Annotated in this window: 15 protein-coding genes and 1 tRNA gene; 7 read left to right on the top strand and 9 right to left on the bottom strand. The window is 31.5% G+C overall.

All coding sequences use genetic code 11. The annotated features are described in order from the left end of the window. Positions 1-28: 28 nt before the first annotated feature. Together ABD011_RS05165 and ABD011_RS05160 are read right to left on the bottom strand one after the other, a co-directional pair. Positions 29-520, bottom strand: coding sequence for a chorismate pyruvate-lyase family protein (locus tag ABD011_RS05165; protein ID WP_343796325.1), 492 nt, complete (start codon positions 518-520; stop codon positions 29-31). A 110-nt stretch (positions 521-630) separates the two neighbouring features. Next, positions 631-1,143, bottom strand: a complete 513-nt coding sequence (locus ABD011_RS05160) for a UpxY family transcription antiterminator (RefSeq protein ID WP_343796323.1) — start codon at positions 1,141-1,143, stop codon at positions 631-633. 1,311 nt (positions 1,144-2,454) lie between these two features. Here ABD011_RS05160 and ABD011_RS05155 point away from each other — a divergent pair. Genes ABD011_RS05155 through ABD011_RS05140 form a run of 4 tightly spaced genes read left to right on the top strand, consistent with a single transcriptional unit; the run spans position 2,455 to position 6,297 of the window. Then, entirely contained in the window at positions 2,455-3,369 is a 915-nt protein-coding gene (locus tag ABD011_RS05155) for a nucleotidyltransferase (protein ID WP_343796321.1), read from the top strand. A gap of 9 nt (positions 3,370-3,378) precedes the next feature. Continuing rightward, positions 3,379-5,019 (top strand): ThiF family adenylyltransferase, encoded by a 1,641-nt coding sequence (locus ABD011_RS05150; protein WP_343796319.1) that lies wholly within the window; start codon positions 3,379-3,381, stop codon positions 5,017-5,019. Continuing rightward, the gene (locus ABD011_RS05145; protein ID WP_343796317.1) at positions 5,016-5,480 is read left to right on the top strand and encodes a Mov34/MPN/PAD-1 family protein; all 465 of its coding nucleotides are present in this window, start codon (positions 5,016-5,018) and stop codon (positions 5,478-5,480) included. The genes ABD011_RS05150 and ABD011_RS05145 overlap by 4 nt, the downstream gene beginning before the upstream one ends. Continuing rightward, on the top strand, positions 5,473-6,297 hold the full coding sequence (locus ABD011_RS05140) for a DUF6602 domain-containing protein (RefSeq protein ID WP_343796315.1): 825 nt from the start codon (positions 5,473-5,475) through the stop codon (positions 6,295-6,297). Before ABD011_RS05145 ends, ABD011_RS05140 begins: the two co-directional genes overlap by 8 nt. 40 nt (positions 6,298-6,337) lie before the next feature. On the opposite strand, the gene ABD011_RS05135 is transcribed toward ABD011_RS05140, so the two are convergent. Then, a complete protein-coding gene (locus ABD011_RS05135; RefSeq protein WP_343796313.1) occupies positions 6,338-6,559 on the bottom strand; it encodes a hypothetical protein in 222 nt (73 codons plus the stop codon). After that, positions 6,552-6,923: a hypothetical protein gene (locus ABD011_RS05130; protein WP_343796311.1), complete on the bottom strand. Its 372-nt coding sequence runs from the start codon at positions 6,921-6,923 to the stop codon at positions 6,552-6,554. The genes ABD011_RS05135 and ABD011_RS05130 overlap by 8 nt, the downstream gene beginning before the upstream one ends. A gap of 78 nt (positions 6,924-7,001) precedes the next feature. Between ABD011_RS05130 and ABD011_RS05125 the strand changes: the two genes are divergently transcribed. From ABD011_RS05125 to ABD011_RS15755, 3 genes are all read left to right on the top strand, one after another. Then, positions 7,002-7,862, top strand: a complete 861-nt coding sequence (locus ABD011_RS05125; RefSeq protein WP_343796309.1) for a hypothetical protein — start codon at positions 7,002-7,004, stop codon at positions 7,860-7,862. 65 nt (positions 7,863-7,927) lie between these two features. Then, positions 7,928-8,095, top strand: coding sequence for a hypothetical protein (locus tag ABD011_RS05120; protein ID WP_343796307.1), 168 nt, complete (start codon positions 7,928-7,930; stop codon positions 8,093-8,095). Positions 8,096-8,101: 6 nt separating this feature from the next. Beyond that, positions 8,102-9,742 carry a recombinase family protein gene (locus ABD011_RS15755; protein WP_425545551.1) on the top strand — a complete coding sequence of 547 codons (1,641 nt, stop codon included), beginning with the start codon at positions 8,102-8,104 and terminating at the stop codon, positions 9,740-9,742. Here ABD011_RS15755 and ABD011_RS05115 read toward each other — a convergent pair. The 5 genes from ABD011_RS05115 to ABD011_RS05095 form a co-directional block, all read right to left on the bottom strand. Beyond that, positions 9,702-9,774 (bottom strand) — tRNA-Met (locus ABD011_RS05115). The two genes, ABD011_RS15755 and ABD011_RS05115, sit on opposite strands and share 41 nt — an antisense overlap. Before the next feature lie 113 nt (positions 9,775-9,887). After that, positions 9,888-10,793, bottom strand: a complete 906-nt coding sequence (locus tag ABD011_RS05110; protein WP_134198710.1) for a leucine-rich repeat domain-containing protein — start codon at positions 10,791-10,793, stop codon at positions 9,888-9,890. Positions 10,794-10,936: 143 nt separating this feature from the next. Then, entirely contained in the window at positions 10,937-11,119 is a 183-nt protein-coding gene (locus ABD011_RS05105) for a CPXCG motif-containing cysteine-rich protein (protein ID WP_129759174.1), read from the bottom strand. Positions 11,120-11,128: 9 nt separating this feature from the next. Continuing rightward, positions 11,129-12,445, bottom strand: coding sequence for a TolC family protein (locus tag ABD011_RS05100; protein ID WP_343796302.1), 1,317 nt, complete (start codon positions 12,443-12,445; stop codon positions 11,129-11,131). Continuing rightward, on the bottom strand, positions 12,435-15,629 hold the full coding sequence (locus ABD011_RS05095; protein WP_343796300.1) for an efflux RND transporter permease subunit: 3,195 nt from the start codon (positions 15,627-15,629) through the stop codon (positions 12,435-12,437). Before ABD011_RS05095 ends, ABD011_RS05100 begins: the two co-directional genes overlap by 11 nt. Between the last annotated feature and the right edge of the window lies 1 nt (position 15,630).

Here is a 15,630-nt window from a genome sequence, read left to right as displayed (position 1 = left end):
TTGTCTCTGAAACTCGAGTTGTTTGGTTCTAAGGATTTACACGTTGAATTGTTTCGTTGCAAAAAAATTCTTTGATTACACCAATTGGCTCATCATCGATAAACATATCATACTGTTTAAAATAGAATTCCGACGAATTGCAGCAGAGCTTATCTTTCACAAAATTTGAAGATATTTTCTCTATGGTTATGTTTCGTTTATCAATTACCTGATTACGAAATACTCTACCAATGGCAATGGTTCCCTTACTAAGCATATCTTTTTGTCTTACTTTTATCCTATATAGGTTTATAATGCTCTCACTATAAATGACAGGTTTTTGAATCGAATAAAAAAACAATAAGGTTTGACGCTTAAGAAAACTTCCCTTTTTAATGGAGAACGGAAACTGTTCTAACAACTCAACATTTAGAACCATGTTAGTAAATTCTTCAAGCAATTTCGTTGTGGATTTGTTTGTATTTACAAGTGTATCAAAAAGACTATCAATAGTCAAACCTTTGTTCTTCGATTCATGCATAATTACTATATTAGTTAATCTTAAAAGAGATAAAGAGAACTTCACATTAACTCAAATGTCTCAAATGAAGAGGTTATCTACCTGACGCTAAACCTTCAGATCCCTTTAATTTATAGAGCAGGCTCAAATACGTGTAAAGGTACTGTAGCCATAATATTTTGTTGTAACGAATCTATCCTTACAATAATTTTATTCAGATTGTTTATCTTTATAATTTCACACTCCAAACCATTAAGTGGTCCGTAGCTAATTTTTTTCGTTTGCCCTATTTTAGGTAGGTCTACAATAGTTGTTATATCGGTTATATTGTCATCACCAACTAACAGTTTGATTTGATCAATTTCCTGTTCGTTAACACAAGCATATTCATTACCAAAACTAATATAAGTACAAGCCCCGTTTACCGTTAAAGCTTTATGAAATTCTAAAGAAGAATTAATATTTACAAAAACATATGATGGAAATAATGGCTTAAGTATTATCTTCCTTCTATCACTCCACTGCTGCGTTGTTTTTACTAATGGTAAGAAAGACTCCAAAGAGATATTATTCAAAGATTCATGTACTTTTTTTTCCCAACGAGATTTTACGTACAGAACGTACCAGCCAATTTTAAAGCTCATAAATAAAGTTAGATTAGAATATAGCTTCGCTTCCCTCACTCACATGAAGCCTTGCATAAAAAGAATTTTTTTAAGGAAATTTTTGTTAAGTAATGGCATAAATCTTCAGCAATTTGACTATTCTATTCATTACTTTAGAATAAATATTGTATTTTTTTTCTTACTGACAAAATTTTATAATTAAAAAATTTTGTGCTACTAAATAATTACGGAAAAACCGTAATTCTCTTGTGGAAAAACCGTAATTCTCTTGAAAAAAACTTGTGATTTTTAATGTCGATAAATTTTCTGTCCTTATTTCCGAATATTCCTTTACAATATTTCTCATTTCTATTCTGGACAATTCTGGTTTTAATGATTATTACTTTTTAGTAATATTTATAGAAAATCATTTTTTTTAAATAATAACCGTCAACACTTTAAATAATGCTACTCAAAAACTTAAGCACGGGCAATTATATAATAATCAATATAAAACCTACAAATACGCTGATGAAAATAATGATAAAAGGCTCTAAAAGTGTTGAGAGCATCTTTGAACTGTTCTGAATCCTAGTAACTTAAAGTTCATTGAGCATATTGAAAAATATATTATGCTTTTTCAGCTTCTTCAGCAACCTTGACCAAAATGGCCATCCTATCATTGAATAGTTCATACTCTTGCAAAGCTATATTTTAGGACTTATCTTAGATAATCTTAATGTTATTTAATTCTCGAGTTCTTTATTTCCGAAAGTATCAATAAGATGGAAAAGCGACGTAAAACCTGTTAAAATAATCAGCTCCATACAAGATTCTATATCTCCTTGAAGTGTTTCTTGAACAGTTCTGTTATAAGTTTTTAAGTTGAAAGGGAAATGTTCCTGCTTAGGCCATGACTCGAGTGGTACAATTTTCTCATTACCAAAGTCTAGAATGTATTGTCCTTTTTGTTGATTATCAACAAGTCTAATTTACAATAAACTAACAAGAAAACTAGCGTATGTAAGCTATTTGAAACATCTTTAATTCACTTCAATTTGTTTTAACACATATTAAAAGCGAATTAACGCGTTTTTAAAATAGATAAAGTTGTTTAACCAATATTAAATTTGCAAATGTTTAATGTGCTTAAAATTAGTGTACGTAATTACTTTTTCTGTTTTTAGTTTATAACATATCTGCCAAGTTGGCATTATTTACCATCATTATTTTGACATAAATAGCTGATATTGAATTTGGCAGCATTATTGATGCTCAAATTCTTAAAATATTAGGAATATGGCAACAAACAAACAAGAACACCTGCAAAACGTACTAGAGACACATCGAATGACACACGTTCAGAATCTAGTGGACAAATTCAAGACCAAAAGAAATGAAGTAAAAGAAGCTTTAGAATCTCACTACGGTTCTAATATATACAACCCTTTTGATTCGGGTTCATTCAAAAAGCATACTGCAATAAATACAAAATTTGATTTAGACGTAGTTGTACCTTTTAAAAGAGATTCATTCGAGACTCTTGATAAAATGTTTGATAGCCTTTATGATTTCCTCTATGATGAATACGGTGAAGTTGCCCAAATAAGAAAACAAAAAGTATCGATCGGGATAATTTTTGATGAAGATGACGATGGAGATGTAATTAGCTTAGATATTGTTCCGGGGAGAGAACTTAATCAAGACCAATATTCCGAAGACAATAAGTTAAATCTTTTCGTTTACAGCAGATATGGGATTTTCTCAAGCAGCACTTATATACAAACTAACATCCAAGCGCAAATTGACCATATAAAAGCTAAAGAAAACGAAAGAAAAATTATTCGTTTATTAAAAATATGGAATAACAACAATGGTAAAGAATACAAATCCTTTTTATTAGAACTTATTACGATAAAAGCCTTTGATAAGGAAAGTATTTCGGGCAATCTTTGGGAAAAATTGGAGAAAGTGATGGAGTATATTAAGGATAAAGTTGTAGAAGATGGGTTTAAGTTAATTGACCCAGGAAACAGCAACAATGATTTAATGAACACCTTGGAGAGTTGGGAAAAGACCAATTTATCAAACAGAATGGAAACGATACTTGAAAGGATTAATAATAATAGTGATAATATCAAAAGTTATTTTCCAACAAATAAAGATTTTGAAGATGATGACAAATCATCAAGTAGCAGCGGTTACGGAATAAAAACTAAGGGAACAGCCTATTCTACACCACCAAAAAATGAACGATTCGGATAAATGGGGTTTTTGGATGATGTTACAAAACTCATTAGCGATATTCCATTTGTTGAAAAAGTCTATGATTTTGTAGAGGAAAATCTACTAATAAAGGGAAAGGTTAAAATATCTTTCAAAGAGCTATCAACCCCTTTAGAATTTACTGTAGAGGTATTCAAATGCTATCCTTTAAAAAATTATGATTCAGATTCTATAAAGTTTAAAAATTTGAATCTATTAGAGTATAGGCACGTAATGGGAGATGGTGCTATATGTATTCACACATCGCATCACACAAATTTAAAATCAAAGCTAAATTATGATTTCCATTCTTTGAAGAATTGGATAGTTAAATACTTCATCAATAAAGACCAAGATGACCATTACGAACATATTATAGTTGATGAAAAATTAATAAACAATCAGTATCGCTCATTTCTGTTTACAGATACTGGGCATAGCTTTGAAAAAGGAGATTTTGGAGATGTAACTATTACCGCACTTCAAACTGGAGGGTTTAGAGGCGATTCAATTTCAAACCATATAGTTCAAAGATTTATTAGAAGAAGTGGCGAACAATTAGATTGCCAATGGAGCAATCTTTATAAGAATATGGGCATTTCATATACTGGCGCTTATTTATATATTGAAACGCCCCCCGCTACCTATGGCAAATTCATTTTTACTAAATGGTTAGATTTACAAGACCACCTTCCCGAAGCATTTTTAAATTTTCTACTCGAATTTCAAAAAAAATCCATCAAAGAAAGAGGGAAGTTGTTCCCTGTTTTTTTTGGGTATAAAATTGATGAAGTCAATATACATTGGCAAGTTGCTTTATTGGAAATAGGTGATTTTCCGATTATAGGGTATCAATTACCAAACAAAGAATGGATAACAACTCCAAGAAACGAATTAGATATAAATTGGGGTATCACTAGAAATTCTTCATACAAGTATTTTTTCGGAAGAGGTTCTTTTTCACAAAACTTTATTGAAGAGAAAATACTGATTATAGGAGTTGGTGCATTAGGAAGTATGGTTGCTAAAACACTAACAAGATGCGGTTGTAAGTTCATTGATATTGCAGATTATGACATTAAGGAACCAGAAAATGTATGTCGGTCAGAATATCAATTTAATACTGGATTGATGGATAAAACCGAAGAACTTAAAATTATTCTAGGTACGATTTCTCCATTTGTTGAAACCAGCATTGTTGAGAAGGACTATTTTCAAGGTATCATAAAGTTATACCACAAAGAAAAAGGAGCAAAAAGCAGTTTTGAAAAAGGCCTAAATCAATACGACTTAGTTTTTGATTGCACAACAGACAATGACCTTATGTACATTCTTGATTCGCTCGATATAAAATGTGATTTGATAAACCTTTCTATTACAAACTTTGCAAAAGAATTGGTTTGCGCCTTTAACCCCAATATCTACAACTTTGTAATGAATCAGTTTATGAATGTTTTAGAAAATGATACATCTGATTTATATAACCCAACTGGTTGTTGGAGTCCAACTTTCAAAGCATCCTATAATGACATATCATTATTAGTTCAAATGGCGATAAAACATATTCATCATTTGTATGAAACTGGTTTGAGAAAAAACAACTTTATTATTGAAAGTGATTCTTCCAACTTAAAAATAGTAGAGTATTGAAGCTGTACAATAAGCATAGAAAAGTAGAACTAATAATAGACCAAGAGTTACTAGAAAAAATTGGTAACACGGGAATAGTCCATTTTCCGAATGAGTTTGGCGGATTTTTAATTGGTAAATATTCAGATGATTACAGAACATTATTTATAACCGATTATATTCTCCCAAAAAGCTATAAAGGAAGCAGGTATTTATTTGAAAGAAGTTCTAAAGGGATGAAGTCTTTTTTTTCTAAATTATTCAAAAAGAAAAAAGAATATTATGTTGGTGAATGGCACACTCACCCGAATGGAAGTACTGGCTTTAGTGAAACCGATTTAAACGCAATGATTAACATTGAAGCATCCCCAAGTGTTAATATTAAGAACCCTGTTTTACTCATTTTGGGTATTTCAGAAAAGCAGCTTAACCAAGCAACCTTTTACATTTACGATAACAAAAAATTAATTCCTTATGAGTAAAATAGATATAAAATTACTGTTCGCTGGGCTTCAAAAACAAATGATTGCCCAACTAAATACAAATAGAGAGTTTATTACCCACCCTGGCTCCAAAGGAGACTCATTAGAAAATGCTTGGATTGAATGGCTTAGAACTTATTTACCAAATAGATATAATGTGGATAAGGCGATTGTAATAGATTCGGAAGGCAACACTAGCCATCAAATGGATATAGTAATTTATGATAACTGGTACACTCCCTTCATTTTTACTCAAAATGGGTTTCATTACATACCTGCGGAAGGAGTTTATGCAGTTTTTGAAGTAAAGCCTGATATTAAGGGAAATGTTGATGACAAAAATTATATTGAGTACTCGGCTGAAAAAATTGAAAGTGTAAGAGTTCTTAAAAGAAAAGCAGCAGGGTTTATTAATGGTGGAATTGCTAGACCAGCGAGACCATTAACCAAAATTATCGGGGGTATTCTTTGCAGTACGAATACTTATACTAGGAATAATAACAGTACGATTAAAGGGCATATTCAAAATCAAACAAAGCTAAAAACGATAGATTTGGGATGTATTGCAGATTACGGAAGTTTTTATGTCGATTACGACCCGAACGATGAAATAATTGATGCTGGACATAAAGCTTACTTAGAATTTTATAACAATAGAACATTCAAAAGCATAAAGTTTAGTAAGGCTGATAATTCAATGGTTACATTCTTTTTTCAATTAACAAGGTATTTACAACAAGCAATAGGTACTATACCAGCAATCAACCTGAAAGAATACCTAGACAATATTGGGGAAAAATTAGATGAAGAAATTTAAATAATATTTAAACTCCATTTTTATTTTATTTAATTACCGATTACGAAAAATAATTTTCATCTAATGTCCCAGTGTTTCTTCTAAGGTTATTCTTTTTGTGCATGTTATAAGCCAAAAAACCAACAAAAATAAAACCGCTTATAATTAATCCATATTTTAAATATGTATTCTGAGACTTTATCTGTTTAACATTGGTCAGTTCTACCGTATCAATATCTTTGGGAGTTAGCATTTGAATATTCTCTAAATCTATATCAACCATTGTTTACAATTTTATAATAATTCTCATCAACCTTAAAATAATAAAAATGATAAACCGAATAACAGTATTTGTTAATGTTTTCTTCTTTAAATAGGTGCGTAAAAACAGAAAAGTTGAATCCAGCTCCTCTTAAAAACTCTTTATGTGCGATTTTATATGGTTCATCACCAACAATCTCACTAAATACATCAAAGTTCTTTAACAATGGTTTATTAATTGAAGCTAATAGCTTTCGTTTATCATTATTCTTTTTATTATTATGGGCTATTCTGTATTTGTCATTCGCAAAAACCTGGTTTGATCTTTTTGGAACAAACTCTTCTCCACTATAGGGACAAGTGCGCTTTTCAATTTTATTTTTCATAGTAATTCGTTTAAATAATATTTACAAATATAGTTATATTTAATATTTAATATTTACATTTGTGTAAATTTAATAATTATGACTGACCAATTCCATATAGAATTCGGAGAATCTTTCTACGAAAAATATATACTCCCTAAAGATTTAAGGCTAAAATCAAGACAGGTTTCCTATTGGAGAGATAACAAGGTAATCCCCTATTTCTTTGAGACACATCAAAAACATGGACGTATGAATATTCCAGAAGCTATTTGGATAATGATAATTAAGGAACTCAATGACATTGGAGTCAGCACTGAAAAGCTAAAGATACTATCATATAAAGTTTGGGATGTCCCAAAAGAAAACAAATATGCAGATCAGGTAATACTGAAGAACATTAATTCAAAAAAGTCTGGTCTTTCAGAAATTGGAAAAATGAATCTTAAAAGCCTACTATCAAACGAAATGGTTATGGACACCTTGAGGGAAGAGATAAATCATTTTACAGATACGCTTAAGTCGTGTATAGCCAACATTAGCCAACCACATTACATCATATACAGTCCTCTTACAGATGAACATGTTTTTCTAAGTAATAATAACTATCAATTTTTAAAACTAAGTAGTCTGACATTTAAGTATCCGATAATTTCAATTCCGATATTGGACAAATTATCAAAAATTATTAGTATCGATCTAAACATCAAAAACAAGAACTTGAAATATCTCAGCAGTATAGAAAATCAAATAAGAGAAATTGTATTGTTCAAAAAACCTAAAGTGGTTGAAATCGCATTTGATAATGGACGGATAAAGCCCAAGACGATAACAGAAAAACATGTTAGGCAAGAAGAGCTGTCAGATTTCTTTATAAGGAATAAAATACCAAAAGGGAGTAAGCTTTTAATTGACCCAAGAAGTCAAGACAACTACAAGTTAACTTTAATTACTAAATAAAATGAAGATCAAAGTAGAACATATTCGGTTCCTGAATATACAGCCCGATTTAATCCTATCTCGTTATGGGCCGAAAATCGCTACAGGAATTACAACGACAACATTTATTAGATAATACCGAACTTGAAGAGCACCTGTCAGTAAAGTTCAATGAATTAAATGAAGAACAAAAAAACGAATTGGCTTTGAGTTTATATCAAATTACTAAACTCATCTATGATTCGGTAAAATAAACCTCTATGAGTAGAAATAAACAAATTACTATTTCAGATTTTAAAGGAGCCATTGTATGGTCCTATACAAGAGTATCTTCAAAAGAGCAATTTTTAAAAAATGGAAGTATCGAAACTCAAGTTAAACGACTCAAAGCTTGCGCTCATGATAACAGTTTAATAATCACTAGAGAGTTTGATGCAGAATACGAAAGTTCAAAAAGAATCAATACACAGAAAACCTTAAATGAACTTTTAAATGCAATTAAAACCACTTCAAAAGGGCAAAGACCGAAAATAATTTTGATTTGGTCACCCAGCAGGTTTGGTCGTGCTGGCTCTGAGCATATTGAACTTTTTGTGAGTTTAAGACGAAATTATAATGTGTATTTGTACTCCGTTAGCACTGGTCACAATACATTTACCGAACGAAATGAAAATGAATTTTCAACTCAACTGCTTTACGCTCAAAAAGAAAATTTTAACAGACAAGATGTGATTATCCCAGGAATGATTAATGTTCTGGAAAAAGGAACTTTCTTAGGCAGAGCACCAAGAGGTTATGATCACTTTGGTCCCAGAGTAACTGATCCATTAAAAGTACAGGCAAAACAAGAGATAAAGCTTAATGCGGACGGAAAACTAATTAAAGAAGCATTTAGGTTAAAACTCTATAAAAATTATGGTGACAAGGAAATTCAAGATTATTTAAAGTTGGAAGGACTATATATTCCAAAGCAAAGCCTCAACAAAATATGGTCTAATCTGTTTTATGCTGGCTACTTTAATAATAGTTTAGTTCCTGATACTGATATCAAAGGACATTGGAAGCCAATTATTTCTAAAAAGGAGTTTGATTTATTACAACAAAAGCTTAAAAACTCTGTTCAGATTGGCATACCCAAAATCAACGGGAAATTAGAAACTCCATTAGTACCAAAGTTTTTGATTTGTGACGACTGCAACACCAATATGACCTCTTATAAGAACAAAAGAAAGCAAATTTTGTATTACAAATGTTCATCCTGTAACAAAACAGTTAATGCTAATACAAGAACTAAATCCCTTTCGGAAGGTATGCATCAGCAATTTTCTGATGTACTAGAATCTCTAAAGTTATCTAAAGCTTTTCAAGGTTTGTTCTCAAAGCAACTTGAGAAAATTATTGAGAATGAAATATCAACAAGTGCAGATGAAAAGCGGCAGCTTAACTCTGAGATCAACAAGCTTCAAGAACAATTTGACAAAATAGAATTTAGATATGCTACAGATGAAATTTCGAAAGACATTTTTGAAAAACATGGATCAAAGCTTAAAGAGCGGATTGAAAAGAAAAAACAACTACTACTGAATCTGCCATCAAAAATATCGAACCACAAAAAGGTAATGAATTATTTCTTTAAAATAGCTGATAACCCGCGTCACTTCTACGAATCACTGGATTACCACAACAAAAGACTTTTCCAAAACATCTTATTTCCTGAAGGATTCCGTTTTTCCATGAAAAATAAGGAATGTCGAACCAGTAAATTGAACATTCTATTTGAATTAACTAATTCATTTTTAAAACATTACGACCCTAAAAAAGAAAAGACCCAAACAGAAAAACTGTTTGAGTCTCATTTAGTAGCGGGAACTGGACTCGAACCAGTGACCTTCGGGTTATGAGCCCGACGAGCTACCTACTGCTCTATCCCGCGATATTGGACTGCAAATATAATACGTTTTTTTTGATTACAAAACTTTATTCAAAATAAAACTCCCAACAGAAAAATCTGTTGGGAGAAATAACTAATTAAAATACTTTAAAAATTTAATCTTCAGTATCTAAAGTCGCAATGCTTCCTTTAGAGTTATTATTTTGAGCATCAAAGTTTCTAATATTTGGAAACTTATCTTGTAAAGATGCTAAGTCTCCTTTAAATGCATTATTTCCTAATAATAAAACTTTTAGATTTGTTAAGCTTGCTAATTCAGATGGTAAATCACCATAAAAGGCATTATCAGCAAGTACTAACTCTTCTAAATTAGTTAAGTCACCAATTGAAGAAGGCACTATTCCAAATAAGTTATTATCAAAAACGCTTAGTACTTTAAGTTTTTTAAGATTAGAAATGCTTGAAGGAAGCTTTCCTGTTAAGTTATTACTACTAACTAAAAATTCTCTTAGGTTAGTCAACTTTTCAATAGAAGCAGGAATTGAACCTTTTAAATTGTTGTTATATAATTCTAATGTTCTTAACCTTGTTAAGTTACCAATTTGAGAAGGTATTGTTCCTTCAATACTATTCATGTATAACTGCAATGAAACTAATGATGTTAAATCAGTAATTGTATGTGGCAACTCTCCATTAAGCTTATTGAAAGCTATGTTTAAATATCTTAAGGATTTTAATTTTCCTATTGAAGAAGGAATGCTACCTGTGATGTTATTTCTGAAAAAGTTAATTTTTTCAAGATTAACTAAATCACCAAATTCAAATGGTAAATTTCCTGTTAAGTTATTGAATTCTAAATTCAATTCAACAACTTTATCATTTCTAATAACAACTCCATGCCAATTAGATACAGGCGCATTTAAATCCCAAGTTTTAGTCCAAGATTGACCTCCTGTAGAGTTATATAGTGCTTTTAAAGCATCTTTTTCTTTGGTGGAAATACTAGCAAATGAAAAAACTGTTACTAGACAGAATAACAATGTAGTTTTTATGGTTTTCATAATAGTAGATTTTGTTGAGGGAGCACATTTACATAACGAATATAGATATAAGCCGTTGAATCACCAATTATTTTCGATGAAATGCACAAATCAGCAACACCCAAAAACCACAAATAATTGATTTTCAGAAAACTAACAAAAAACTACTGTTCTATATTATTTGCTTCAAAACCAGAAATTTGATTATTTTTTACACTGATATTCAACCTAATAGGATTGCAACAAACCTCACAATCTTCGATGTAGTTTTGATTACTTTGTGAAGTATCAACAAGCATGGAAATTTCTTCCCAACAGTAAGGACATTGAAAAAAATGCTCTTCCATTTACCACGCTTAAAATTGAACATTCAACAACTCACCACTGATTTGAAGAAGGGTAAGTTCAGCTAATTTAGCATCATATTTTGCTTGGTTTTTACTAAGCTCAGCATTAAGCAAGTTTAATTGAGCTTGTCTAAACTCTATTGAAGTTACTTGACCAAGTTTAAATTTTTCTTGAGTACGGTCGAAATTATTTTTAGAGGTGATTATATTTTCTTCCTGAACCCTATATATCGTTAACTTGTTTTGGTAATCGTCCCAAGCATTATTGAAGTTTCGTTCGATATCAATTATAATTTGATCTTTTTGTAACTGCTGAGTTTCTAAATTTATTTTAGCGTTTTTAACTCTGGTTATAGCGCTTCCACCATCAAATAAATTCCAGCTTAAATTTAATCCACCAGACAAACCTGTATTAGTTGATACAGCTAAGAATGATGCAGCGTTGTTATTATTTTTATTCCATCCATAAGAACCTGTTAATCCTAAGGTTGGTAAATATGCAGCCTTATTAAATTTTATATCGTATTCGCTTATTAAAATGTTTTTTTCTAATTGTAATAATGTAACGTTGTTAGATTTCATTTGTTCTAACAATTGGTCTTTATTAAGCTGAAGTTTAAACGTTACCAAAGTATCTGCGTCAAACTGAGAATTCATAACATTACCCATCACAACATTTAAATCGCGTTTAGAATTTTTTAATTGCTGATTAGCGTTAATGTAATTAATGCTGTCGTTATTAATATCAACTTGAGCGTTCAATACACCAAGTTTTGTGCTTTGACCATAATCAAACTGGTATTGCGCTCTTGTTAACCTATCTTTTGAGATGTTTAAGGTTTGTTCTAAAGCCAAAGTATTTTCAGACAATTGAGCTACATTGTAATATACTGAGAGTAATTGTAATATTGTATTTTCAATTGTTTCTCTTGCTTGTAGTTCTGATAATTGCTCTTCTTCCTTTAATCTTTTGTAGTTATATCGTCTTCCTAATCCATCAAATAATGTATAGTTTAGGTTAATTGACGTATTGTAACGCGAACTTTCGGCACCTTCTAAAGTTGTAACACTTCCATCAGAAAACTCAGCTTCTGTATTATCAATATTATATGTTGCTCCTCCACTTGCTGTTACTGTTGGCAAGTATCCAGTATTTAAAACATTGGTATTATTTTCGGCAATTTCAACATTTTTATTCGCTATTTTAATACCATAGTTATTCTCTAAAGCAATTTCAATTGCTTCTTGTGTAGTGAGTACATCTTGAGCTTTGACTAAACTCGCTATTAAAATAAAAATTACAGATATAGAATACTTAATGTTCATCTTCAATATTTTGTTCTTTTATAGCACGTTCTACTTCTTCTTTAGTAACATTTTTACCTGTTGCCAACCATTTAGAATTCTTTTTTGCGCTATTAGTCACTGAAATTAAAAGTGGTAAAATTAACAATGTTAAAACTGTAGCGATACCAATACCATAGGCTATTGAAATTGCCATTGGCTTTAAAAATTGCGCTTGCCTACTCTTTTCTAAAAGTAAAGGTGCAATACCAGCAATTGTAGTTAATGAGGTTAAGAATATAGCTCTAAATCGGGCTTTACCTGCCTCAAAAAGCGCATCGTCAAATTTCATTCCTTCTTTTAAAAAGGAATTGAATTTACCTATGAGTACCAATCCATCATTTACCATAATTCCAACAAGTGCAATAATTCCTAAAGCTGACAAAATATTAATTGGAAAATCATGAAACCAATGTCCCCAAGCTACTGCTATGAAACTAAACGGAATCATAAGTATCAATAATAATGGTTGACTATAACTTCTGAATGTAAACGCAATAACTACATATATTAAGAATATAACAACTGGCACTACTATTCTTGCTGAATTGGTGAGTTTGTTTTTCTCTCTGTTTTGTCCTTCGTAAGATGCACTAATGGTAGGATATTTAGACATCAGCTCTGGCATAACATTGGTTCTTATGTCTTGTAAAATCTCGGTTGGACTTCCTTTAATATCTTTCAAGTCTGCATTAACCTGAATTTCTCTTCTTCCGTCAAGGTGACTAATACTCTCGTCGCCTCTTTTAATTTCATAAGTTGCTATTTCTCCAAATGGAACTCGTTGACCTAAAGGTGTAACGATACGCATTTCATCAAGGTCGTTAATTGATTCTCTATTAACTCTATCATATCGTACCCAAACACGAATTTCATCTTGTCCACGTTGAAAACGTTGTGCTTGCAAACCAAAAAAACCTGCTCTTACTTGACTCATCACTTCTCTTAAATTTAAACCAAGTGCATAAGCCGATTCTTTAAGTTCAATATTAATTTCTTTTATTCCTTCTGGGTCAGTATCAGAAATATCAGTTAAAAGTGGATTATTTTCTAAGGCAAGCCTCAATTCATCTTTAGCCAATTTAAGCTCTTCGGTATTATTTCCTAATAAAGAAATAGACACAGGATTACCTCCAAAGTTTCCTCCCGAACCAAAAGTTAAACGCTCCACTCCATACACTTCTCCAACAGCTTCTCTAATAGAATTTGTAATTTCAGGTGAACCAAAATCACGTTCTTCTCCTGGTAACAAGTTAACACTCAAACTTGCTTTGTTGTTTCCTGGACCAACACGTTTAATAATATTTTGAACCACTTGCTTATTACCAGATTGCCTTTGTGTGTAATCCTCGTTAACTTCCCAAGCAGCAGTTTCAACCATGGTTATTATTGAGTCTGTGATTTTTGGGTTTGTTCCTTCAGGCATTAATAAGTCTATACTCACTCTATCACTCGCAATACTTGGGAAAAACGCACTTCTAATAACACCTGCCTGAAAAGATCCTATGGTAAGAATCATCATAGCTAAGAGTATTGCAAATGTTATAAAGCGTTGGTTTAAAGCAAATCGTAATGCTGGAGTGTATAACGTATCTCTAAGATACACCATGAATTTATCTCCTAGCTCATTAAACTTCCTAAGTTTTAAAAACAGTTTTGCTATTCCTTTTTTCTTTGCCTTTTCTTCTTCGGAAAGATGTGTAAGCGCTTTAGAATGTGCAATATGAGCAGGAAGAATAATTAATGCTTCAACCAACGACACAACTAAGGTCAACATTACAATAACCGAAACTTCGCTAAAAAACGCACCTATACGACCATCTAAAAACAGAAACGTTGAAAAGGCTAAAACGGTTGTGAGAATCGCTGATAAAATAGGAGGTACAACTTCCATAGTACCATCTATTGCAGCTTGTATTCTTGGTTTTCCTTTTTCAAAATGCTGGTAGATATTTTCAGAAATTACAATACCATCATCTACCAGAATACCAATAACTATTATCATTCCAAACAAAGACAATACATTAATGGTTACATTAAACAAAGGTGCAAAAATGAACATTCCTAGAAAGGCTACAGGCAAACCTAACGCCACCCAAAAAGCTAAACGCGTATTAAGAAATAGTGATAAAAAGAATAGCACTAACAAGATACCTACTGCACCATTTTCTAAAAGTAATTGTGTTCTTTGGTTTAACCGTATTGAAGAGTCGCTAACCACATCTATTTTAACTCCTGAATGCTTTTGATTAAATTCCTCAATGTACGCGTTTACTTTTTCTGCAGCAGAAAGAAGGTCTTCGCTATTTGTATTAGTAATTTCAACATTTACTGCAACATTACCATTAAAATAAGATGCATTTGGTGTTTCAGAAAAACGGTCTTTTATAGTTGCCACATCTTGCAATCGTACTACAGTACCATCTTCTCTTGCTCTAACAGGCAAGTGGTTTAACTCATTACCATAATAAGACCTATTGTTTGCTCTAATTAAGTAATCTTCACTATCGGTTTTTATATTTCCACCAGTGGATAAAATATTAGCTTGAGCGACTGCATTTGCTACCTCAGAAAAGGTTAAGTTATACGCTAAAAGGTCATTTTCTCGTACTGCAATTTCTATTTCTTCTTCAGGATAACCAGAAATACTGATTTGAGAAATCCCATCCATAGCTCTCAAATCGTTTTCTATTTGTCGTCCTATTTGTTTTAATGAAGCGAGTTCAATATTATCTCCACTAATGGCAAAATCAATGGTTTGTCTAATACGTTCTTGTTTTGCAACCACTAAAGGTTCCATTCCTGTTGGGAAATTCGGCACTCTATCAACTGCATTTTTTACTTCGGCGAGCATATCGTCTATATCCTCATCACTTTCAATTTCAACGGTAATGCTTCCTCCATTTTCTCTTGAGGTGGAAGTTACTCGCTCAACACCTACTAATCCTTTAAGGTTGTCTTCAACTTTTAAAACAATACCTTCTTCGATCTCTTGAGGTGCTGCTCCAGGGTAGGTAATATTTATGGAAATGGTTTCAGATTCTTGTAACGGAAAAAAGGATGATTTTAATTGAAAAACGCCTAAAACCCCAAAGATGAGAAACGCAATGATAATTATATTTACTGCAACTTCATACTTTATGAAATAGCTAATTATTTTTCTCATA

It is taken from the genome of Gaetbulibacter jejuensis (genome assembly GCF_039524015.1).
Classification (GTDB): Bacteria; Bacteroidota; Bacteroidia; order Flavobacteriales; family Flavobacteriaceae; genus Gaetbulibacter_B; species Gaetbulibacter_B jejuensis.
This window is presented reverse-complemented; position numbering and strand designations above follow the sequence as displayed.